Below are 22,007 nucleotides of genomic sequence, written 5' to 3' on the forward strand. Positions count from 1 at the left end.
GACAAGCGGTCTTAGGAAGACAAAACATTCTACCAACTCCTTGGCTCACAGAACGACATGGCTACGATCCGACTTCCAGTGCAACCGCTTCGTCGGGCGTGCGAAAGCTCATCGTCACCAGCACGGGCCCGAAGATTTCTTCCTGCGCAAGCGTCGACGCGGGGGCGACGCCGGTCACGAGCGTCGGCGGATAGAAACAGCCGCGGCTCGGCACGCCGGTTTCGGGTGATTGCCAGATCTGGCAGCCTTCGCGGCGCCCTGCTTCGACGAGCGACTCGATCCGCTCGAGTTGCACCGGATCGACGATCGCGCCGATATCGATGCCCTTGTCGAGCGACGGCCCGACACGCAGCGTCGCCATGCGGCGCTTCAGCTTTTCGATGAAGCGCGCTTCGACGCCTTCCTGCACGAGCAGACGCGAGCCTGCACAACACACCTGGCCCTGATTGAACCAGATCGCGTCGACCACGCCTTCGACGGCGCCGTCGAGATCGGCATCGTCGAACACGATGAACGGCGACTTGCCGCCGAGTTCGAGCGTCAGCGATTTGCCGGATCCCGCGGTAGCCTCGCGAATCAGGCGGCCGACCTCGGTCGAACCGGTGAACGCGATCTTGTCGAGGTCCGGATGATCGACGAGCGCCGCACCGGTGCGGCCATCGCCCGTCACGACGTTGAGCACGCCGGCCGGCAAGCCGGCGCGCTGCGCGAGTTCGGCGAACAGCAAGGCGGTGAGCGGCGTGTATTCGGCCGGCTTCAGCACGACGCAATTGCCGGTTGCGAGCGCGGGTGCAATCTTCCACGCAAGCATCAGCAGCGGGAAATTCCACGGCACGATCTGACCGATCACGCCAAGCGGCGAATAGTCGGCGAATTCGCTGTCCTGCAGTTGCGCCCAGCCCGCGTGATGCAGAAAGTGCCGGGCGACAAGCGGGATATCGAGGTCGCGCGTTTCGCGAATCGGCTTGCCGTTGTCGAGCGCCTCGAGCACCGCGAACAGACGGCTATGCCGCTGCACCATGCGCGCGAGCGCATACAGATGCCGCGCGCGCCCCGCGCCGCCGAGCGCACGCCATGCGGGCTGCGCGGCACGCGCGGCGGCGACCGCCGCATCGACATCGGCTGCGTCGCCCTGCGCGATCTGCGCGAGTTCGTCGCCCGTTGCCGGCTCGTGCGTCGCGAAACGCTCGCCTGAAGACGGCGCGCGCCACGCGCCGCCGATGAAATGACCGAAGACGCCGTGATGCTGCGCGAGCCACGCGCGCGCGGGCTTGTCGTCCTCCGGTGCGGGACCGTAATCCATCGATGAAAAATACTCGGCTACGCTCATGAGAATCGGAGTGCTTGCGGATGCAATGTTATGCAACGGGATGGCGATTGAAGGACGAGTAACGGCCGCTCGCGTGGTGCTCGAGCTGACGCTCGATATCGGCCAGCAGACTCGACGCGCCGATACGGAACAGCTCGGGTTCGAGCCACGCGCGGCCCAGCTCTTCCTTCATCAGGATCTGGTAAAGCAACGCGGTTTTCGCATCGGATACGCCGCCGGCCGGCTTGAAGCCGATCAGCACGCCCGTGCGCGCGTGATATTCGCGAATCATGCGCACCATCACGAGCGACACGTCGAGCGTTGCGTTGACGCCTTCCTTGCCCGTCGACGTCTTGATGAAATCGGCGCCGGCCATCATGCACACCATCGATGCGCGGGCGACGTTCGACAGCGTGCGGATATCGCCGGTCGCGAGAATCGCCTTCAGATGCGCATGGCCGCACGCGGCGCGAAAGTCCCGCACCTCTTCATATAGTGCGCGCCAGTTGCCGGTCAGCACGTGCTCGCGCGTGACGACGATGTCGATTTCCCCGGCGCCATCGGCAACCGACGCTTCGATCTCCTTCAGTTTCAGCTCGTGCGGATTGAGACCGGCGGGGAAACCGGTCGACACGGCCGCGACCGGAATACCGCTGCCGCGCAGCGCATCGACCGCCGTCGCGACGAAACGGTGGTACACGCACACGGCACCGGTCGTGATGCCATGCGGCGCGATGCCGAGTTCGGCGAGGATATCGGCGCGCACCGGCTGGCGCGCTTTCGCGCACAGGCGCCGCACGCGGCCTTCGGTATCGTCGCCGTTCAGCGTCGTCAGATCGATACACGTGATCGCTTTCAGAAGCCAGGCGGCCTGCGCATCTTTCTTGACGGTGCGGCGCGTGCCGAGCGTGGCGGTGCGACGCTCGACGGCCGACTGATTGACCCGCATGTCGTCGAACCACGAAGGGTCGAACGGCGCGCCCGGATTGCGCGCGGGATGAACGATGGCGCCACGCGACAGCGCGACCACGGAGGAGGACAAGGTAGAAGCTTCTGGCATGAGACGTTCGCGGTTTTGTGCAATGCACAGCAACGGCTGATGGTTTGTTCGCAATGAATCGTATGTCAATGAGAGAATCTTAACAAGTGGCGTTACGTTGATTTCACGCCACTGTTTGTCGACGACGGGACGCGCATGCGCTGGCGTCCCGTCGCACAAGGCTTCCGCGCCGATGCACACGCTTCTCGGGGTTTTCACCTAATCCGGCTATAGCGTGGCGAAGCGGACGGAATGTGCGGCACATACGTTGCTAAATGCCAAGGCTCAACCGAAGTGTGGCTCGCGTGAGCGCGGCGGCGTACGGCCCGCCAAGCGCGGCGTCGCGTCGATTTCACGAGATCGCGCGCTATTGCCAGTACACTTTGATATCGACGGATTCAACGGACCCGTACCGGGTGCGCTTTGCAGCGATTTTTGTTTTAGCTCACGGAGAAATGCTCATGGCAAACGACAAAATGCTTGCGCAGATGACAGACAAGCCGGGATTCATCGCCGCTCTCGATCAGAGCGGCGGCTCGACGCCCGGCGCATTGCGGCAATACGGGATTCCGGACGACGCTTACAGCGGCGACGCCGAGATGTTCAAGCTCATGCACGAGATGCGCGCGCGCATCATTACCGACCCGTCGTTTAGCGGCGACAAGGTGATCGGCGCGATCCTGTTCGAAATGACGATGGACGGTCAGGTGCAAGGCAAACCCGCGCCGTCGTTCCTGTGGGAAGACCGCGGCGTCGTGCCGTTCCTCAAGGTCGACAAGGGCCTGCTCGACGAAGCCGACGGCGTGCGTCTGATGAAACCGATTCCCGGCCTCGACGCGCTGCTCGAGCGCGCGGTGAAACTCGGCATCTTCGGCACCAAAATGCGTTCGCTGGTCAACCAGAATTCCGCTGCGGGCATTGCCGCGATCGTCAGGCAGCAATTCGAATTCGGCGCGCAGATCAGCAAGCACGGGCTCGTGCCGATTCTCGAACCGGAAGTATCGATCAAGACGCCCGACAAGGCGGGCGCGGAAAAGGTACTGCTCGCCGAACTGCACAAGGGCCTCAATGCGCTGCCGGAAACGAGCCAGGTCATGCTGAAGCTCACGCTGCCGGAAGTGCCCGACTTCTATCGGCCGCTCGTCGATCATCCGCGCGTCGTGCGCGTCGTCGCACTATCGGGCGGTTATACGCTCGACGATGCGTGCGAGCGCCTCGCGTCGAACCATGGCGTGATCGCGAGCTTCTCGCGTGCGCTCATCAACGACCTGAAGAAATCGATGAGCGACAGCGAGTTCAATAAGACGCTCTCGAAGGCCATCGATCAGATTTACCAGGCGTCGGTCGTCAAGAACTGAGCCGCGCGCACCGGTCGCGGTGCGCAACGAGGCGGGGCCGGCTCATATGCCGGCCCCGAGGTCAGCCCCGACACCAGCCCCGCCCTTCTGGTACGGCGCTTCCCGCAAACCAAGCACGCCGCCCATCAGCACGAAATCCACCAGCGACTTCGCCTCCATCTTTTTCATCGCCTGATTGCGATGGAATTTCGTCGTGTTTTCGCTGAGGTTCATTTCCGCGGCGATCTGCCGATTGCGCAAGCCGTTGACGACGCGCGCCATCACCTGCCGTTCGCGTGGCGTCAGCAACGCATAGCGGCGCCGCAATTCCGCAATGGATCGGTCCGCTTCGCGGCGTTCCTCGTCGCCGGCAAGAGCGAGCGTCACTGCATCGAGCAGATCCTGGTCGCGAAACGGTTTGGCCAGGAAATCGGCGGCCCCGGCCTTCATCGCCTTGACCGACATCTCGATATCGCCGTGCGCAGTCATGAAGACAATCGGAATCCTCATATGTTGTGCGGCGATCTGTTCCTGCACGACGAGTCCGCTTTGCCCGCGCAATCGCACGTCGAGTATCAGACAGGTGGGCACATCCGGCCTCTCGTAAGCGAAGAATTCCTGCGCGGTCGAAAAGACTTCGACGCGCATGCCAACCGACGTCAACAATGCGCGTACCGCTTCGCGCACCGAATCGTCGTCGTCGATTACGTAGACCATTGCGCCTTCCGCAATCGTCGCGGCAGGCGTTGCGAGCTCACTTTTGATCATGCTTGCGCTTCATCACCCGAATGAGCGCAATTCAATAATCAATGCGCCCGCATTAATGCACTAACCACGCGCTTGAAAACGCGATAGAACGGTTAATCAAGTGCTTTAGCGGATCTTGTCACGTTTTTTAAATGAATGTCGCATCCGAATATCAGTCATTACTGTATGGAATGGGATGCGTTAATCGCTGCTCTGGATGTCTGAAGAATCGCGCACGGAGCGGACCCGGCTGCGCTGCTTCGGGTCTATGCAAGCGATGAGGAATCCGACGCAGTCGCGTAGTCCTGCGTCATGACCGCGGGAGCGGACGCGTCGGCAGATTGCTGCTCGTCGTGCGTGTCGCGTGGCGCGGCCGGACGCCCGGCGGCCGGTCGTCCGACGACGACGTGCCGGCAAAACCACCTGACCCATCCGACCATCGCAAGCAGCACGAGCCCTGCGCCGCCGAGTACCGGTTCGCGAAGCGCGACAATCGCGAGAAACGCGAACGCACGCGCGCCTGCAAATAGTGCAAAGCCCGCGATAGCGGCAGACAACGCATCGACAACGCCAAGCGCACGCGCGAATTTTGCGGCGGATGGCGCGGCAGCGGGCCCATGCATTTAACGTTCTCCTTGTCGCTAACGAGGGGTGGCAATCAGACCGCGGACGGCGCTTCGTCGAGAAAGCCGGTCACAGCCTGCAGTCTTCCGTTCGCATCGACCTGACCGAAATCGGAGCCTTTGATAATCGGAACACCTTCAGGCGTCGACAATTCCCACGAGAATCTGAGGCGGTCCGCGAAACTGTCGACCGCGGTCGTACGGCGAAACCTATGTTGCGGGAAGCGCTCATGCACGGCGCGCATCATCGCGTCGATGCCCTCGTGGCTTTGAGCGGACAGCAGCGGGTCGGCATACGTCGCGTCGTTTGCCCACGTCGCGACGATCAGCTCCATGCGGCGCGACGCATCGGTTTCATTCCAGGTGTCGAAATAGCGGTCGATCAAAGCGGTATGCGCACTCATTGCAAACTCCTTCAGAGAGGTTGATCGGTTGATCCAGAGCCCGGCTTGCGAAGTCGAACGTTCGCGGCAAGCTCTGACTGAAGGTTCTGCGATGCGCAGCCGCAAGTCGATTACGTGCGAGGTAAAGGGTTCGCAAGGCATCTTTCCGAACCCCACGCACTGCGTAAGACAGCAGCAGATCAAAACGGCCTACGAAAGACAAAACACGCGCGGGCCCGGATGTATTCCGCGGAAAGCACGCTGCGGCGACGGCTTCGCATTCCGTTACCTCGGAGGTAATGGATTTCGTGCGTGCATTGGCTATCATCGCCGCCATGGACACGCACATCGTTTCCCCGAGCGAGCGCGCGACACCGCCGCCAGGCAGGACAGTCGGCGACCTGTTGCGCGAATGGCGCCAGCGGCGCCGCATGAGCCAGCTGCTGCTGGCGTCGGAGGCGGACGTCTCGACGCGTCATTTGAGCTTTGTCGAATCGGGGCGGGCCACGCCGAGCCGGGAAATGATCATGCATCTCGCCGAACGGCTCGACGTGCCGCTGCGCGCGCGCAATGCGCTGCTCGTCGCGGCAGGCTATGCGCCGCTCTTTCGCGAGCGGCCGCTATCCGATCCGCAACTGGGCGCCGCACGCGAAGCGGTCGAGCGGGTATTGAAGGGACACGAGCCCTATCCGGCCGTCGCTGTCGACCGGCACTGGACCATCGTCGCCGCAAACCGCGCGCTGGGGCCGCTCGTCGCGGCCGCTTCGCCCGCGCTGCTCGCTCCTCCGGTCAACGCGTTGCGCCTCTCGCTCCATCCGGACGGCATCGCGTCTTCGATCGTCAACTGGCACGCGTGGCGCGCGCACCTGCTCGCACGGTTGCAGCGCCAGGTCGAAGTGAGCGGCGACGCAACGCTCGCCGCCTTGCACGACGAACTGGCCGGCTATGCGACCCCGTACGGCACACGGGATGCAAGGCCCGAAGAGGCAACGCCGCTCGACCCGATCGCGGTGCCGTTGCGGCTCGACACCCCGCACGGCGTGCTGTCGCTTTTCAGCACGACGACCGTGTTCGGCACGCCAGTCGACGTCACCTTGTCGGAACTCGCCATCGAAGCGTTCTTCCCGGCCGACCAGCAGACGGCCGACACGTTGCGCGCACTAGCCGCCGCGCAGTCAGCCGGCACGGACGACGAGGCCGCTTGAAAGCCTGCGGGGGGCCGCACGGCCCCCCACACAAGGCGGAATTTTCAATACCGCTGAGAGAAATCCGCCTTTCGCCAGGCACCGCCGCTTTAGAGCGCGGTTCAAGTTACAAATGACGCGAGCGCCGGCATCTGCTGTTACATCCAATTCGCATAGACGTTACAAATTCACGCTTCGCATCCGGCGCGGGAATGCCAGCAGTTTTTACCGCGAAGACCAATCCCTTGCTTTTCCCTTTCTCAAAAGAATTCACCACTCCAGCGGCCCCGGACACCCTCCGGGCGGTTTCGGCACTTTTTCCCAGACGCTTACCTGGTAAGGCTTCTGGCGTGTTCGTCCAGGATGGTTGCTGATCCGTCCATGAGTATTACGCCTTTGTGAAAAACTTACCGGAATTGCGTCGAGTTTTCGCGACATTTTTTTGAGAAAAGGATTGCTTTCTGCAAAACGTGTTCATACAATTCGGTCCGTGCTGTTACTAAATGTAACGACCTGTATCAAAGAGTCGCCAGTTGTTTCAGAGCGACCTCGAGCACCGGAGCAAACGTTTCCGGCGACTCAAAGACCATAACGGCATGGCAATGCCGACGAACAATCGGGGCTTCGGGAACGAAAAAATGGACCGTAGCAGCGAGACGCTGGAATCTATCCGCGAAATTAACCTGTCGTACATCATGCTCGCGCAACGTATGTTGCGCGAGGACAAGCCCGTCGGGATGTTCCGGCTGGGTCTGTCGTCGGAATTGGCCGATTTGCTGGCCGGTCTGTCGCTCGCGCAGATCGTCAAGCTGGCCTCTTCCGACCAGCTTTTATGCTTTTTCCGCTTCAACGATCACACGATGCTGTCGGCATTGACGCAAACGTCGAAGCACGCGGAAGTCGCATCGACGCATGCGGCGATTCTGCTTGCCGGCCAGCCCGCAGAGCAGTTTGCCTGAACGAGAGGCCGCCATGCTCAAGCGAAGCTTGACCGAAGACGCACAAGAAGTGTTTCGCGCCATCGCGCTGATCGAACTCGGCGCGCGCATGCAGGTGCTGGAAAGCGAACTGACGCTTTCCCGCGACCGCATGATCCGTCTGTACCGCGAAGTGAAAGGTGCATCGCCGCCGAAAGGCATGTTGCCGTTCTCAGCCGACTGGTACATGACCTGGCTCGCGAACATCCATGCGTCGCTGTTCTATAACACGTACCTGTTTCTGAAGAACGAGGCGCGCTGCTCGCACCTCGACGCGCTGACGAAGGGTTACCGCCTCTATCTCGAGCATTGCAAGCACGCGAATTCGGAACCTGTACTCGATCTGACGCGTGCCTGGACGCTCGTGCGCTTCTTCGACGCGGACATCCTGCAGCTCACGCGCTGCTGCCGCTGCACGGGCAAGTTTGTCGCGCACAAGCACGACCTGCAGAACAACGTGGTGTGCGGCGCATGCCAGCCGCCGTCGCGCGCGGGCAAGACGAAAAAAGCCGCTGCCGCAAAACTCGAGACGCAAGCGCAGGTTGGATCGCTGCCGCGCGTGGTGCCTCAGGTCGCCGAACCCGTCTTCGAAGTCGGGCAGGTTGCCGAAGTCTGCGAAGCCGCGGCAGCCGGGATCGAAGAATTCGAATCCGCTACGGCACTCGCCGCAGCCTGATCCGCCCGCCCGCTTTCCTGCCGTGACCGGTGCGCCATGTCGGCGCGCCGGTTTTCAGGCCAGCCATCCGACCGTCTGCACGACGAGCCACGCATTCGCGGCACTGATCACCGCGAAGAGCGCCCACGCAAGCATGCGCGTCGGCAGCCGGTTCGCGAACTCGCCCATCAGCGCGCGGTCGTCCGTCATGCGGATCAGCGGATACAGCGCAAACGGCAATTGCAGGCTCAGCACGACCTGGCTTGCGACGAGCAGTTGGCCGACCGCGCCGTTACCCAGCAGCTGGATGCCGATCAGCGCGGGAATCAGCGCGAGCGCGCGCGTGATCAGCCGGCGCTGCCAGCACGGGATATTGAGGTCGAGAAAGCCTTCCATGATGACCTGGCCCGCAACCGTACCCGTGAAGGTCGAGCTTTGGCCGGACGCGAATAGCGTCACCGCGAACAGAACGGCCGCGAGACTCGTGCCGACGATCGGCGCGAGCAGCTTGTAGGCGTCTTCGATTTCGGTTACCTGATTGTGCCCGGTCGAATGAAACGCCGCGGCGGCGAGAATCAGGATCGCTGCGTTGATCAGCAGCGCGAGCAGCAGCGCGACGATCGTATCGACGCGCGACATGGCGATCGCCGAGCCGATGCCCTTCGAATTGCGCTTCACCGCACGCGTCTGCACGACCGACGAATGCAGATACAGGTTGTGCGGCATGACCGTCGCGCCGAGGATGCCGATTGCGAGGTAGAGCGGTTCGCGGCTGTCGAGCGCCTGCCACGACGGCACGATGCCATGCGCGACGGCCGACCAGTCCGGCTTTACGAGCGCGAGTTCGATCACATAGCCGACGCCTATCGTCGCGATCAGGCCCAGCATGATCGCCTCGAGATCGCGGAAATTCTTGCCCTGCAAACCGAGCACGATCAGCGTATCGAGCGCGGTGAGCAGCACGCCGCCCGTCAATGAAATCTTGAACAGCAGATGAAATGCAAGCGCGCCGCCTAGCACTTCGGCGAGGTCGCACGCGATGATCGAGATTTCGGCGAGCAGCCACTGGATGCGCACGACGCCCGGCGAATAACGGGCGCGCGACAGTTGGGCGAGGTCCTTGCCTGTCGCGATGCCCAGGCGCATGCTCAGGCACTGCAGCACCATCGCCGCGAGGCTCGACAGTACGACGACGAAGAGCAGGTTATACCCGTAGCGCGAACCGGCCTCGATATCTGTCGCCCAGTTGCCGGGGTCCATATAGCCGATCGACACGAGCAGACCGGGACCCGCGAACTGCAGAATGCGCTTCCAGAACGGTGCGTTTGGATTGACCGCGACGGAACCCTGTACTTCCGCCGGGCAAAACGGCGCTGTCGCCGTAGTCGGTAGTTTGAACTGCAAGCCGGTGACCCTCGAGTTGATTGAAGCCGAGCTGCACCACGAGGCCGTGTGCCGTGCGCCGCCGACTCCCTCAAGTGTACAAAGAAACGTCCGGCAATGTCCCATCGAGCGCGTAGCGTCCGATATCGCGGACGCGGTAGTCGAGCGGGTCGTGCAGCGTGTGCACACGCGCATTGCGCCAAAAACGGTCGAGCGCAAGCGGAGCGCCGGTCGCGCGTGCGCCGCACGCGTCGAACAGCGCCTCGCTCACGTCGAGTGCGGCGCGATGCGCGAAGACCTTCGCTTCCGAGGTGGCCAGCGCGACATGTGCACGCTGCTGCGCATCGAGCGCAAGACCCTTGTTCCAGGCGTCGTCGAGCGCGCGGGCCGCGCGGTCCGCCATCGCCTCGGCGCCGATCGTCTTCAGGCGCATTTCGCCGAAGCGTTGCAATTGATACGGATCGTCGGCGGCACGCGCGACACCCGAGGTGATCCAGGGACGCGTGTACTGCGCGAAATAGCGGCGCGCTTCGTCGAGCGCCCCTTGCGCGATGCCGACGAACAGATTGGTCAGCACCAGTTGCGAAACCAGCGTGCGCAGCGTTGCGCGCGGCACGTCCGAACGTTGCATCACTTCATGGGGCTCGAGCCGGACATGGTCGAACGAGACCGTGCCGCTGTCGGTTTGCCGCTGGCCGATCGGGTCCCAGTCGTCGTGGACCGTGATGCCCTCGCGCGTGGTCGGCACGACACCGTAGACCGACTTGCCGGCCACGGCGTCGTGGGCGGAGACGGTCATCATCTGCGAGCCGCGCGTGCCGGAGCAGAAACCCTTCGCGCCGTGCAGGAGATAGCCGCCGCCGGCCGTTGCAGTCGCAACGAGTCGCGTATCGAGCGGGTTCACTGCATTGCCCCACCACCAGCGCTCCCGGACCGTGTCGCCGAGGTAACGCGCGCGCTGCTCGTCGTTGCCCCAGACGTCGACGCTCACGATCTGCAGACACTGAAACCCGAGCAGATGTGCAAGCGCGCTGTCGACGGTCGCGATCGCGCGAATCGTCTGGTAGACGTCAAACCAGTTCGCGCCCCCGCCACCGCCGAATTTGCCGCCGAATTCGTGCGGCACCGCAAGCGTCAGCAGACCGGCATCGGCGATCCATTGCTTTTCGCGCGCCGCATGGCCGCCGGCGCGGTCGCGTTCGGCAGCCGTTTCATGCAATGCGGCAAGCAGGGAGGTCAGGTCTTGCGCCGGCGCGTGAGCGTGCGGTTGCGCTTCGCGTTCGGCCGGCTGGCGCGCGTCGTTCATGCGTTCTCCGTCGACAACCGTGCCGGGGAGCGACACGGGTGCCGACAGTCTACGGGATCGCATCGGACCGCGCATACGCCGTGGCCCGACGGCCGCTGCCATATCCGTACACCGCCTCGCAACGATGAGCGACCGGTAGCATCGGATTGCATGCAGCCCATCGACCGGCCTCGAACGCGCCCAACGCCCCAGGTGGTTCCGGAGCCGAATCGCCCAACGCAGTCCCAATCGAAAGGAAATGCGACATGATCCGATTTCAGTTCTTTGGCCGCGCGTGGTCCGAGCCTTCGATACCCCATGAAACAGCGGGCCCATATTCGACGTCGTCGGTCCTGTCGCGGGCCGGATCCGCACCGAGCGTGCTGCAAAATTCGACGCCGTGGCACGTCGGCGCCGGATCGCCGCGGCTCTCTCACGAAGACCTCTTCGCGCAGCGCCTGGGCAGCCGTGTCGACGCACCGGGCACCGGGCATGCGGGCGCCGAAAAACGCGGTGACAGTCCCGCGCCTCGTGCATCGGTCGAATACGGACACGCAGGCGAACGACGTTCGTGGCTGACGCAGCAAATAGCGAACTGGCAGGCCGATATCGATCGAGCCTCGACGCCTGACTTCGCGCGGCAGAACCCGCACCTCGATCCATCGTTCTTGCAGGAGTGGCGCCGATCCCAGATCCGTCAGGCCAGTCGAACTCTCGAGGATCTCGCAAACGCGCCGGGCGGCAGCGGGAGTTCGTCGCAACCGTATGCACCGGGCCGGTGATCGGAACACCGCGGCCCCGCGCGCACATCGCATGAGAAGCGGGCCGTGGCAGGAAAAAGGCAATCGGCGTTATCCGTACAGCCGAGCGGATAACGCCGATCGTGCTACTGCTTCGCGAGTTGTTGCCCGTCGTTCCGCGAGCCGACGGTCGTGCCGTCCTGCGCTTTCATGTCGCCCCATCCGCCGCCGAGCGCGCGAATCAGGTTGACCGTCGCGACCGCCTGCACACCGGTGAGCTGGCTCGCCTGCAACTGCGTCTGCAGCACCTGACGTTCCGCGTCGATCACGTCGAGGTAGGCGGTCTGCCCTTCCCGATACTGCGTTGCCGACAGATGCGCCGAACGCTGCGACGCACTGACCGCGTCGTTCTCCTGCTGGATCTGATCGTCGAGCAGACGCAGGTCGGACAGGTTGTCTTCGACTTCGCGGAACGCCTGCAGCACCTGCTGACGATACTGCGCGACGTCTTCGTCGTATTTCGCCCGCGCCTGATCGACACCGGCGCGGCGCCGGCCGCCGTCGAAGAGCGGCAGGGTCAGCGCGGTACCGGCGAACGGCCCGAGAATGAACGCGCGGCTCGACCAGTGGAACAGGTCGGCCAGCGTGCCCGCCTCGAACCCTCCGGCCGCCGTGATGTCGAGCCTCGGGAAATACGCGGACTTCGCAAGGCCGACGCGTGCATTCGCCGCGGCCATCGCACGCTCCGCCGCCGCGATGTCCGGACGGCGCTCGAGCAACGCGGACGGCAAGCCCGCCGGCACGCGCGCGGTGACCGGCACGAGCGGCGACGCGGGGAACGAGAAGTCGGCCGGCGCCTTGCCGAGCAGAATCGCAAGGCTGTGCTCGGACGCCGCGCGCTGCCGCGCCACGCCGACCGCATCGGCACGCGCGGTAGCAAGCTCGTTTTTCGCACGCGCGAGGTCGAGTTCGCTGATCTCGCCTTCGTCGAAGCGCTGCTGCACGAGCTTCAGGGAATCCTCGCGCAACTTCACCGTCTGCCGGAACAGGTCGACCTGCGTATCGAACTCGCGCAACTGGAAGTAGTTCTGCGCGACGTCGGCCTGCAACGCGAGTTGCACGGAACGGAACAGCGCTTCGCTCTGCTGCGCGTCGGCCTGCGTTGCATGGACGTTCGAACTGATGCGGCCGAACAGGTCCACTTCGTACGAAGCGGTCGCCTGGGCGCGCCACAGCGTCTGCGTCGGCACGTTCGCATTCGGCGGCAGGAACTGCGACGCCGGCGACAGACGCTGACGCGTCGGGCCGAAGCCCGCATCGATGGTCGGGAACCAGTCGGAACGCGCGTTCTGCACGAGCGCACGCGATTGCTGCACGCGCGCGGCCGCGGCCTTCAGGTCCTGGTTTGCCGCGGCTGCCTGCTGCTCGAGGTCGTCGAGCACCGGGTCGCCGAAGATCGTCCACCATTCGCCGCGGTGCGCGGCGTCGGCCGGTTCCGCGGTTTTCCACGTACCCATGTCCTTCGCGTCGGTGGCCGGCGCTTCCTTGAACGCGGCCGGCGTCGCCGCGTCGGGCCGCCTGTAGGTCGGCTCGACCGAGCACGCCGCCAGCAACACCAGCAGCAATGCGCTCGCTGCCGCGCGGCCGAAGCCGCGCATCGTTTGGTCTTTTTTCATGTTTCCGTCCTCAGTGCGCACCTTTACGCATCGGTTGTTTGCGCAACCATATGCGGCGCATCTTTCTGTGCAACGTGAATCTTGCCGCCCGCCATCAGGCGCAGCACGACGTAGAACACCGGCGTCAGCATCAGGCCGAACAGCGTCACGCCGAGCATCCCGAAGAACACGGCGATACCCATCGCATGCCGCATCTCCGAACCCGCGCCCGACGACAGAACGAGCGGCACGACACCCATGATGAACGCGATCGACGTCATCAGAATCGGGCGCAGACGCAGACGGCTTGCTTCGATGGCCGCGGCGATCGGCGAGCGTCCGTCGTGTTCGAGTTCGCGCGCGAACTCGACGATCAGGATCGCGTTCTTCGACGCGAGGCCCACGAGCACCATCAGGCCGATCTGCGTGAAGATATTGTTGTCGCCGTCGGTGAGCCACACGCCCGTCAATGCGGACAACATGCTCATCGGCACGATCAGGATCACCGCGAGCGGCAGCGTCAGGCTCTCGTACAGTGCAGCCAGCACGAGGAACACGAGCAGCACGCTGATCGGGAACACCCAGAGACCCGCATTGCCCGCGAGAATCTGCTGATATGTGAGGTCGGTCCATTCGAGCTTCACGCCGCGCGGCAACACCTCGGCCGCAACGCGTTCGGCCGCCGCCTGCGCCTCACCCGACGAATAGCCGGGCGCCGGCCCGCCGTTGATATCCGCTGCCGTGTAACCGTTGTAGCGGACCACCATCTCCGGACCGAAGGTCGGCGTCACCTTCACGAGCGACGACAGCGGCACCATGTCGCCGTTCGCATTGCGAGTCTTCAGCTGACCGATGTCTTCCGCCGTCGCGCGGAACGGCGCGTCGGCCTGCACACGTACCTGATAAACGCGGCCGAAACGGTTGAAGTCGTTCACATACAGCGAGCCCAGATAAATCTGCATGGTGTTGAACACGTCCGTCACCGCCACACCTAGCTGCTTCGCCTTCACGCGGTCAAGATCGACGTTCAGCTGAGGCACGTTGATCTGGTAGCTCGAGAACGTCGGGCCTAGTTCCGGCGTCTGCTGGGCTTTCTTGACGAAGGCCTCGGCCGCATCGTTCAGTGCCGCGTAGCCGACCGAACCGTGATCTTCGAGCTGCATCTTGAAGCCGCCGAGCGTGCCGAGACCGAGCACCGGCGGCGGCGGAAACACCGCGACGAACGAGCCTTTGATGCTGCTGTATTGCGCGTTCAGCGCGCCGGCGATCGCACCGGCGGACAGCGCCTTGCCCTTGCGTTCGTCGAACGGCTTGAGCGTGACGAATACGATGCCCGCACTCGAGCTGTTCGTGAAGCCGTTCACCGAGAGACCCGGGAATGCCACGGCGCTTTCGACGCCTGGCTGCTTCAGCGCGATCGCGCTCATATCGCGGATCACGTTTTCGGTGCGGTCGAGCGACGCACCGTTCGGCAGCTGCGCGAACGCAATCAGATACTCCTTGTCCTGCGCAGGCACGAAACCGCCCGGCACCGCGCGATAGACGACGGCCGTCAACGCGAGCAGCACCGCGTACACGACAAGCATGAGGCCCTTGTGCCGCAGCACGCCCGTCACGCCCTTGCCGTATGCTTCCGAGCCGCGATGGAACACCTTGTTGAAGCGCCGGAAGAAGCCGCCGAGCACGCGATTCATGCCGCGCGTAAGCCAGTCTTCCTTCTCGCCGTGGCCGCGCAGCAGCATGGCCGACAGCGCCGGCGACAGCGTCAGCGAGTTGAACGCCGAAATCACGGTCGAGATCGCGATGGTCATCGCGAACTGCTTGTAGAACTGGCCGGTCAGGCCCGTCATGAATGCGAGCGGCACGAACACGGCAACGAGCGTGAGCGCGATGGCGATAATCGGCCCGCTCACTTCCTGCATTGCCTTATACGTCGCCTCGCGCGCAGTCAGCCCCCTTTCGATGTTCCGCTCGACGTTCTCCACCACCACGATCGCATCGTCGACGACGATACCGATCGAGAGCACCATTCCGAACAGCGACAGCGCATTGATCGAGAAGCCGAATGCGAGCAGCAGCGAGAACGTACCGACGATCGACACCGGTACGGCGATCAACGGAATGATCGACGCGCGCCACGTCTGCAGGAACACGATCACGACGATCACGACGAGCGCGATCGCTTCGAGCAGCGTATGAATCACTGCTTCGATACTCGAGCGCACGAACTGCGTCGGGTCGTAGACGATCTTGTACCGCACGCCAGCCGGCATATCGGCGGCGAGTTCCTTCATCGTCTTGCGCACTTCATCGGAAATCTGCAGCGAGTTCGCGCCCGGCGACTGATTAATGGCGAGCGCCACGGCCGGCTTGTTGTCGAGCAACGAACGCAGGCCATATTCGGATGCGGCGAGTTCGATGCGCCCGATATCGTGCAGGTACGTGACCGCGCCGTCGGGCGCCGTCTTCACGACGATATCGCCGAATTCCTCCTCGGTTTTCAGGCGTCCGCGCGCATTCACGAGCAGTTGCAATTGCGTGCCCGGCATCGAGGGCGACGCGCCGATCACGCCGGCCGCGACCTGGATGTTCTGCTCGCGAATCGCGTTGACCACTTCGGTCGCCGTCAGATTGCGCTCGGCCACCTTGGTCGGATCGAGCCACACGCGCATCGCATAGTCGCCCGCGCCCCACAGCTGCACTTCGCCGACGCCGCGAATCCGTTGCAGCCGGTCGCGCACGTTGAGCAACGCGTAGTTGCGCAGATACGTCATGTCATAGCGGTCGTTCGGCGAGATCAGGTGCACGACCATCGTCAGCGTCGGCGAGCTCTTGATCGTCGTCACGCCGAGGCGTTGCACGTCCTCCGGCAGACGCGGCAACGCCTGGTTCACGCGGTTCTGCACGAGCTGCGTCGCGAGATCGGGGTTCGTGCCGAGCGCGAACGTCACGGTGAGCGTGAGATTGCCGTCGCTATTCGCCTGCGACTGCATGTAAAGCATGTTCTCGACGCCGTTGATCTGCTCCTCGAGCGGCGAAGCCACCGCTTCGGCGATCACCTTCGGGTTCGCGCCCGGATACTGCGCCTTCACGACCACCGACGGCGGCACGACTTCCGGGTACTCCGAGATCGGCAACTGAAACAGCGCGATCACGCCGGCCAGCAGAATGAGGACCGATAGCACGCCCGCGAAAATGGGCCGGTCGATAAAAAATTTGGATATGTTCATATGAGGCTCTGTACGTTGAGGCACGCGCGCATCGACGCGATGCGCGGCGCGAGCATCACGAATTCTTCTGTGCGTTCGTGCGTGCGGGCTTGCCTTCTGCAACCGACGAATCGTTCTTCGGCTCGCCGTCGCCGCCTTTCATCGGCACCATATGCGCCTTGATCTGCTCGCCGGGGCGCACGCGCTGCGTGCCGCTCACGACGATCCGCTCGCCGTTCAGCAAACCCCCGGTAATCACGCGCAAGTTGCCTTGCAGGTGGCCGATCTGCACTTCGCGATAGGCAACCTTGTCGCTCTTGTCGACGACGAGCACGAACTTCTTGTCCTGGTCGGTGCCGATCGCAGCATCGTCGATCAGCAATGCCGCGTGCGGCGCGCTGCCGCTCACCTTCACGCGTGCATAGAGGCCCGGGACGAGCGTGCCATCCGCGTTATCGAAGCGTGCGCGCACGCGGATCGTGCCCGACGACGTATCGAGCCGGTTATCGACCGAATCGATGACGCCCGAACGCGAGTAGCCTGTTTCGTTCGCGAGACCGAGTTCGACCGGCACCTTGCCGCTGTTTTTCACGCGGCTGATGTACTGCAGATACGTCTGCTCGTCCGCATCGAAAGAAGCGTAGATGGGCGAGACGGACACGAGCGTGGTCAGCGCCGGCGCCCCCGCACCCGCGCTCACCACGTTGCCGAGCGTGATTTCGGCGCGCGACACGCGACCCGATACGGGCGCCGTGACTTTCGTATAGCCGAGGTTGATCTGCGCGGCTTCGAGCGCGGCCTGCGCGCCCTTCACGTTAGCGTCGGCCGAACGCGCGGCATTCTGCTTCTCGTCGTAGTCGCGCTTTGCGATCGCGTTGTCGCCGATCAGGCGCTGCGCGCGTTCCCAATCCGTCTGCGCATATTGGCGCTGCGCCTGCGCGGCGGCCAGTTGCGCGGCCGCGCGATCGACTTCGGCCTGATACGGACGCGGATCGATAACGAACAGCGTGTCGCCCTTCTTCACGAGCGCGCCGTCCTTGAAGTTCACGGCGACGATCGTCCCCGGCACCTGTGGACGGATCTCGACCTTGTCGATCGCCTCGAGACGCCCCGAATACGATTGCCAGTCGGTTATCGTCTTCTGCACGACTGCGGCGACGTCGACCTCGGTCAGCGGCGCGGCCTGCGCCGGCGACTCGGAGCGCGCATCGACACGCATCGCACCAAGCGTGCCGATCCCGGCAATGACGGCAACGGCCACGGCGGCAATGGCGAGCCGGGTGCGGGAAAGAGGAAGCAATGACATGACGGACTCCGTTTAAATGGCTTGAAGTTGGTTTGTTTGTTTATCGGAGGGCGCGCAAACAGACGCGCGCGACCGGCGCACTACGGCGGTGCGCCGGCTTGTTTCAGATGCGGCTCACACGCAGGTCACGCGCTGCCGCGCGTTTTGCGAGCAGCAAAACGACAGCGAAAAAAGCTCACTGCTTCCTGCAGCGCGGCCGGATGATCGGCGAGCGCCGCGTGCGACAGATTCGGAAAGCGAATCACCTGCGTCAGCACGCCGGCGGCGATCAGATTGCCCGCGTACTTCTCCGCTTCGAGATGCAATACGTCGTTGCCGGCGGTCGCGATCAGCGTGTCGGGCAGATTCGCGAGCCGCATCGCTTCGAGCGGCGCCGCATAGGGATGCATGCGCTGCGCCGCTTTCGGCAGATACGCGCGGTAGCACGCCGCGCATTCGCTTGCGGTGATGTCCGAGCCGAGACGCGCTTCGTCGCCGAGACGCGTGAGGCTCGGGTCCAGCATCGGCCCGAACAGCGCCTGCGCTTCGATACGCACATCGCCGCGATCGCGCGTCATGAACGCGAGACAGTTGGCGAGCTGACCGCCTGCGTCGTACCCCGCGACGCCGATCCGTTTCGTGTCTGCACCAAAAGCGCGCGCACGCGTCTTGACCCACAGCGCCGCGCGATGCGCGTCCTCCGGTGCGGCCGGAAACGGGAACTGCGGCGCCAGCGAATAGCCAACCGATACGACGAGCGCCGGCAGTTTCTCGGCGAAATAACGCGACGCGAAATCCGCATCGTCGACCGATCCGCGCACGAAGCCGCCGCCATGGAAATACAGCAGGATCGGCAAGCTGGCCTTGCCCGTTTGCCGGTAAAGCCGCAGCGTGATGTCCTGTGCGTACCCCTCGATGCGCACGTCGCTGACATCGAGCGACGTGTGACCGCCTGCCGGGCCGCTACCCGGAGGAATCAGCGAGTGACGCGAGTTAAATGCATCCATATCGAACGGCGACAATGCGCGAAATTAAGCGAACGGAGCGAATTGTGCGTTCTGCAAACTTCCAAATAAATGCCTATAATCCGGCAACACAATTCGGTGCGCCTGAACAATAGGTCTGTGTTGTTCAACGCGAGGCAGGCGAGCGTGGCAACTGCGCGGCACCTGCGCGACATCATTCCAGCAGGTAGCATTCGCCTCGCGGCTTCATCTGCTCCGCCACGCGCACCGCTTGCACTCAATCTTCCGGAGGTTGCAATGGACCGGCTCCAGGCCATGCAAGTGTTCACCCGGGTCGTCGATACGAACAGCTTCACGCGAGCGGCGGAAACGCTCGACCTGCCGCGCGCGTCGGTGACGACCATCATCCAGAACCTCGAAGCGTTTCTCGGCACGCGTCTGTTGCATCGGACCACGCGGCGCCTGTCGCTGACCCCCGATGGCGCCGCGTACTACGAACGGTGCGTGCGCATCCTCGCCGATGTCGAGGAAACCGAAGCGAGTTTCCAGACCGGCAACAAGAAGCCGCACGGCAAGCTGCGCATCGATATGCCGGGCTCGCTCGGCAGGCTGCTCGTCATACCGAAGCTCTGCGAATTCCATCAGCTTTATCCGGATATCGACTTGCAGCTCGGCTTGACTGACCGGCCGGTCGACCTTTTGCAGGAAGGCGTCGATTGCGTGGTGCGTGTCGGCGCGCTGCAGGATTCCTCACTGGTCGCGCGACGCATCGGTCTGTTCGAAGGCGTCTCGTGCGCGGCGCCGTCGTATCTCGAGCGCGCGGGGACGCCGCGCACGCTCGAAGACCTCGAGCAGCACAAGGCCGTCAATTATTTCTCGAGCCGCACGGGCCGCACATTCGATTGGGAGTTTCTCGTCGGCGGCAAGGAAGTCCCTGTAAAGATGAAGGGCATTGTGTCGGTCAACGATGCGGATGCCTACGTAACGTGCGGCCTCGAAGGCTTCGGGCTGATCCAGCCGCCGCTTTTCATGGTGCTGCCGCATCTGCGCTCGGGTCAGCTCGTCGAAGTGCTGCCCGATTTCAAGCCGCTGCCGATGCCGATCTCGGTCGTCTATCCGCACAGCAAGCATCTGTCGTCGAAAGTGCGCGTATTCGTCGACTGGGTGGCCGAGCTGTTCGACAGCTGTCCGCTCCTGAGCGGACGCGGCAGCCTCGACAAGCCGTGTACCGCACGAACGATCGAACAGCGCGAAGAGGAGCCGATACTCGACACGCCTGTTGTTACGGAATGGGTTGCATAGGGTTCATGCAAAACCCGCCATCGGCGCTTAACGCCCATGTCATTCTGTTCTGATTAAAGCGCGGCACTTGCCGCGCTTTTTTGATTGTTCCGCATTCGCGACAATTCATTTCGCAAAAGGCGGATTTATCGCACGCGCCTGTGCGCCTAATCTTCACCCTGTCGCAGCGCTATACATCGGCGCCGCAAACGAATCAACAGGAGTGAATCATGAAGCGCAGCCTTTTGGCAGTTCTCGCTCTCACGGTATTGGCCAGTACGTCGGCCTTCGCTCAAGGCGGCGGCGGAATCGGCCGCGCCGGCACGTATCAGCAGCAATGGTGGTCGGACGGCAGCACCGTGACGCGCGCGCAAGTGAAGGCGGAAATTGCCGCGTCGCACGGCTATGCGATTCAGAATGCCGACGCGGGCAACGGCGCTCGCGTCGCCGACCAGAACGGCAACGGCGCGAATCGCATGAGCGATCAGTAATCAGCCAATCCCTTGCGCCGCGTAGGGTGAAGCGAGCTTCGGTCTCGCGAAGTTACACGGCGGCAAAGCGGATCTGTCGATAAGTGAATTGTTGAAAAGGAGCCAAATATGAGCCCGTCCGAACTCGACGATTGGTCGACGAACATTCCGGTGTGGACGCCGTATCGTTCCAATTAAAGCAACACAGTGTTCCGGCACCGGTGTTTTGACAGGCTAACCGGCGCGAACATGACAGAGGGCGTGTCGATGCATTACTGCTTCGGCACGCCCTGGCGCCATTCGCTCCATCGAGTGACGATCGATTGCACAAGAGGATTGCCCGCGCGATAGAGGTTAGCGAGCGCGATATCTCCCCCGCCCTGCCCGTTCGTGTTCAGCAGATTATCGAGGCTCGAGACGCCGTTTGGCGGTCGATCGAAATCCGCACCGGTGCGCAACACGGCAACGCGCTGCAATTCGACGCGCCCCGCGCTCGCCGCGCGCTTGAGCGCTTCATAGGTCGCGTTATCTTCCTGCTGCGTCGTGCAGTAATTGCCCTTGCCGTCGGTGAGGATTCGGGTCCATTGGCGGGCGCGTTCGCCCAGCGCATTGCCGGACCACCACGTATCGCCGGACAGCGTATCGCACTGAATGACACCCGGCGGCTGGTTCGCGGGCGCATAGTCGTACTTCGCGCGCGTGGCCTGCGCCTGCGAGGCATCCGCGAGTTCGACGCCGCGCGATAGCGCAAGCGCGGCGTCGGTCAACCGATGGTTCAGTTCAAATACTTCGGTCCGATATTCGAGCGGCGGCTTGTCGGTCTGATTTTTTGCGAAAATGCCGAGATATCCGGTGGTCCAGTTCGGCGGCGCTTCGCGGCTATCGACTTCCCATTGAATATCGAAGTCGACGAGATAATTCGCCCACGCTGCGGAGCCGAGCGTGCCGCGCGCCGGGTCGATACCGGCCACGCCGGCAACCAGGAAGTACGTATGGTGCAAGTCGAAGCGCGGCGAAAACGTCAGCGCCATCATCGATGCAGCAGCATTCGCGTGGCCCATGCCCGTCGTCATCACGCAGACGTCCGTTTCATTGCAGCGGACGACCGGATAGTCGGCCGATAGGCCCGGCACGCGAATCTCCTGCCACGGGCCCAGTTTGTCGAGCCAGACCTTTCCTTCAGGGCCGAACATCGACACGATCATCACCTTCGGTGCGCGAACCTGAGCGGCCGCGCGCCGATGCGCCGCCGCATGCGGCCGGGTTTGCGCGTGACCCGGGGTTTGCGTGTCTGCGCCAGCCGGCAGCGAGGCGGCGCATGCCACTGCGGCAAATGCAATTGAAGCGACGCGGCATGCAGTATCGATCGGGCGGCGGCGGATTTTCATCGAGCATCGTTCCTTTTATTCTTTGCAACCGGATGTGTAAGCGCAAACAAGTATAGTGGCGCGTTCAACAAGCGCTCATTAAACCTGCCGCG

At 63.3% G+C, this 22,007-nt stretch carries 18 protein-coding genes and 1 pseudogene; 7 read left to right on the top strand and 12 right to left on the bottom strand.

The features are described from left to right. Positions 1–76: 76 nt before the first annotated feature. Together QYH69_RS27480 and deoC are read right to left on the bottom strand one after the other, a co-directional pair. Positions 77–1,330 (bottom strand): annotated as a pseudogene (locus tag QYH69_RS27480) (aldehyde dehydrogenase family protein); the annotation flags it as partial. A 28-nt stretch (positions 1,331–1,358) separates the two neighbouring features. After that, positions 1,359–2,369 carry a deoxyribose-phosphate aldolase gene (deoC, locus tag QYH69_RS27485; protein ID WP_308834872.1) on the bottom strand — a complete coding sequence of 337 codons (1,011 nt, stop codon included), beginning with the start codon at positions 2,367–2,369 and terminating at the stop codon, positions 1,359–1,361. 440 nt (positions 2,370–2,809) lie between these two features. Between deoC and QYH69_RS27490 the strand changes: the two genes are divergently transcribed. After that, the gene (locus QYH69_RS27490) at positions 2,810–3,706 is read left to right on the top strand and encodes a fructose bisphosphate aldolase (protein WP_308834873.1); all 897 of its coding nucleotides are present in this window, start codon (positions 2,810–2,812) and stop codon (positions 3,704–3,706) included. A 42-nt stretch (positions 3,707–3,748) separates the two neighbouring features. Here the strand turns inward: QYH69_RS27490 and QYH69_RS27495 are convergent, their stop codons facing one another. The 3 genes from QYH69_RS27495 to QYH69_RS27505 form a co-directional block, all read right to left on the bottom strand. Beyond that, positions 3,749–4,453 (bottom strand): response regulator, encoded by a 705-nt coding sequence (locus QYH69_RS27495; protein ID WP_308834874.1) that lies wholly within the window; start codon positions 4,451–4,453, stop codon positions 3,749–3,751. A 245-nt stretch (positions 4,454–4,698) separates the two neighbouring features. After that, on the bottom strand, positions 4,699–5,055 hold the full coding sequence (locus QYH69_RS27500) for a hypothetical protein (RefSeq protein ID WP_308834875.1): 357 nt from the start codon (positions 5,053–5,055) through the stop codon (positions 4,699–4,701). Positions 5,056–5,090: 35 nt separating this feature from the next. Then, positions 5,091–5,459: a nuclear transport factor 2 family protein gene (locus QYH69_RS27505; RefSeq protein WP_308834876.1), complete on the bottom strand. Its 369-nt coding sequence runs from the start codon at positions 5,457–5,459 to the stop codon at positions 5,091–5,093. 278 nt (positions 5,460–5,737) lie between these two features. On the opposite strand from QYH69_RS27505, the gene QYH69_RS27510 reads away from it, so the two are divergent. The 3 genes from QYH69_RS27510 (at position 5,738) to flhC (ending at position 8,275) form a co-directional block, all read left to right on the top strand. Next, positions 5,738–6,643: a helix-turn-helix transcriptional regulator gene (locus QYH69_RS27510; protein ID WP_308834877.1), complete on the top strand. Its 906-nt coding sequence runs from the start codon at positions 5,738–5,740 to the stop codon at positions 6,641–6,643. Positions 6,644–7,260: 617 nt separating this feature from the next. Beyond that, the gene (gene flhD, locus QYH69_RS27515; protein WP_308834878.1) at positions 7,261–7,581 is read left to right on the top strand and encodes a flagellar transcriptional regulator FlhD; all 321 of its coding nucleotides are present in this window, start codon (positions 7,261–7,263) and stop codon (positions 7,579–7,581) included. 13 nt (positions 7,582–7,594) lie between these two features. Next, entirely contained in the window at positions 7,595–8,275 is a 681-nt protein-coding gene (gene flhC, locus QYH69_RS27520) for a flagellar transcriptional regulator FlhC (RefSeq protein ID WP_308834879.1), read from the top strand. Positions 8,276–8,329: 54 nt separating this feature from the next. On the opposite strand, the gene QYH69_RS27525 is transcribed toward flhC, so the two are convergent. Together QYH69_RS27525 and QYH69_RS27530 are read right to left on the bottom strand one after the other, a co-directional pair. Further along, on the bottom strand, positions 8,330–9,658 hold the full coding sequence (locus QYH69_RS27525) for an Nramp family divalent metal transporter (protein ID WP_308834880.1): 1,329 nt from the start codon (positions 9,656–9,658) through the stop codon (positions 8,330–8,332). A gap of 70 nt (positions 9,659–9,728) precedes the next feature. After that, a complete protein-coding gene (locus QYH69_RS27530; RefSeq protein ID WP_308834881.1) occupies positions 9,729–10,943 on the bottom strand; it encodes an acyl-CoA dehydrogenase family protein in 1,215 nt (404 codons plus the stop codon). 245 nt (positions 10,944–11,188) lie between these two features. On the opposite strand from QYH69_RS27530, the gene QYH69_RS27535 reads away from it, so the two are divergent. Then, positions 11,189–11,704 (top strand): hypothetical protein, encoded by a 516-nt coding sequence (locus tag QYH69_RS27535; RefSeq protein WP_308834882.1) that lies wholly within the window; start codon positions 11,189–11,191, stop codon positions 11,702–11,704. 104 nt (positions 11,705–11,808) lie between these two features. Here QYH69_RS27535 and QYH69_RS27540 read toward each other — a convergent pair whose 3' ends face one another. From QYH69_RS27540 to QYH69_RS27555, 4 genes are all read right to left on the bottom strand, one after another. Beyond that, positions 11,809–13,338: an efflux transporter outer membrane subunit gene (locus QYH69_RS27540; RefSeq protein ID WP_308834883.1), complete on the bottom strand. Its 1,530-nt coding sequence runs from the start codon at positions 13,336–13,338 to the stop codon at positions 11,809–11,811. A gap of 23 nt (positions 13,339–13,361) precedes the next feature. After that, positions 13,362–16,547: an efflux RND transporter permease subunit gene (locus QYH69_RS27545; RefSeq protein ID WP_308834884.1), complete on the bottom strand. Its 3,186-nt coding sequence runs from the start codon at positions 16,545–16,547 to the stop codon at positions 13,362–13,364. Positions 16,548–16,602: 55 nt separating this feature from the next. Further along, entirely contained in the window at positions 16,603–17,832 is a 1,230-nt protein-coding gene (locus tag QYH69_RS27550) for an efflux RND transporter periplasmic adaptor subunit (protein ID WP_308834885.1), read from the bottom strand. Between the two features lie 125 nt (positions 17,833–17,957). Beyond that, positions 17,958–18,818 (bottom strand): alpha/beta hydrolase, encoded by an 861-nt coding sequence (locus tag QYH69_RS27555; protein WP_308834886.1) that lies wholly within the window; start codon positions 18,816–18,818, stop codon positions 17,958–17,960. Positions 18,819–19,073: 255 nt separating this feature from the next. On the opposite strand from QYH69_RS27555, the gene QYH69_RS27560 reads away from it, so the two are divergent. Both QYH69_RS27560 and QYH69_RS27565 read left to right on the top strand, forming a co-directional pair. Next, on the top strand, positions 19,074–20,078 hold the full coding sequence (locus QYH69_RS27560) for a LysR family transcriptional regulator (RefSeq protein WP_308834887.1): 1,005 nt from the start codon (positions 19,074–19,076) through the stop codon (positions 20,076–20,078). Between the two features lie 209 nt (positions 20,079–20,287). Further along, complete coding sequence (locus QYH69_RS27565; RefSeq protein ID WP_308834888.1) at positions 20,288–20,548, top strand: DUF4148 domain-containing protein; 261 nt, start codon at positions 20,288–20,290, stop codon at positions 20,546–20,548. A gap of 251 nt (positions 20,549–20,799) precedes the next feature. Here QYH69_RS27565 and QYH69_RS27570 read toward each other — a convergent pair whose 3' ends face one another. After that, positions 20,800–21,915 carry a purine nucleoside permease gene (locus tag QYH69_RS27570; protein ID WP_308834889.1) on the bottom strand — a complete coding sequence of 372 codons (1,116 nt, stop codon included), beginning with the start codon at positions 21,913–21,915 and terminating at the stop codon, positions 20,800–20,802. Positions 21,916–22,007 lie beyond the last annotated feature (92 nt).

This window comes from Paraburkholderia sp. SARCC-3016, assembly GCF_031119615.1.
Taxonomy (GTDB): Bacteria; Pseudomonadota; Gammaproteobacteria; order Burkholderiales; family Burkholderiaceae; genus Paraburkholderia.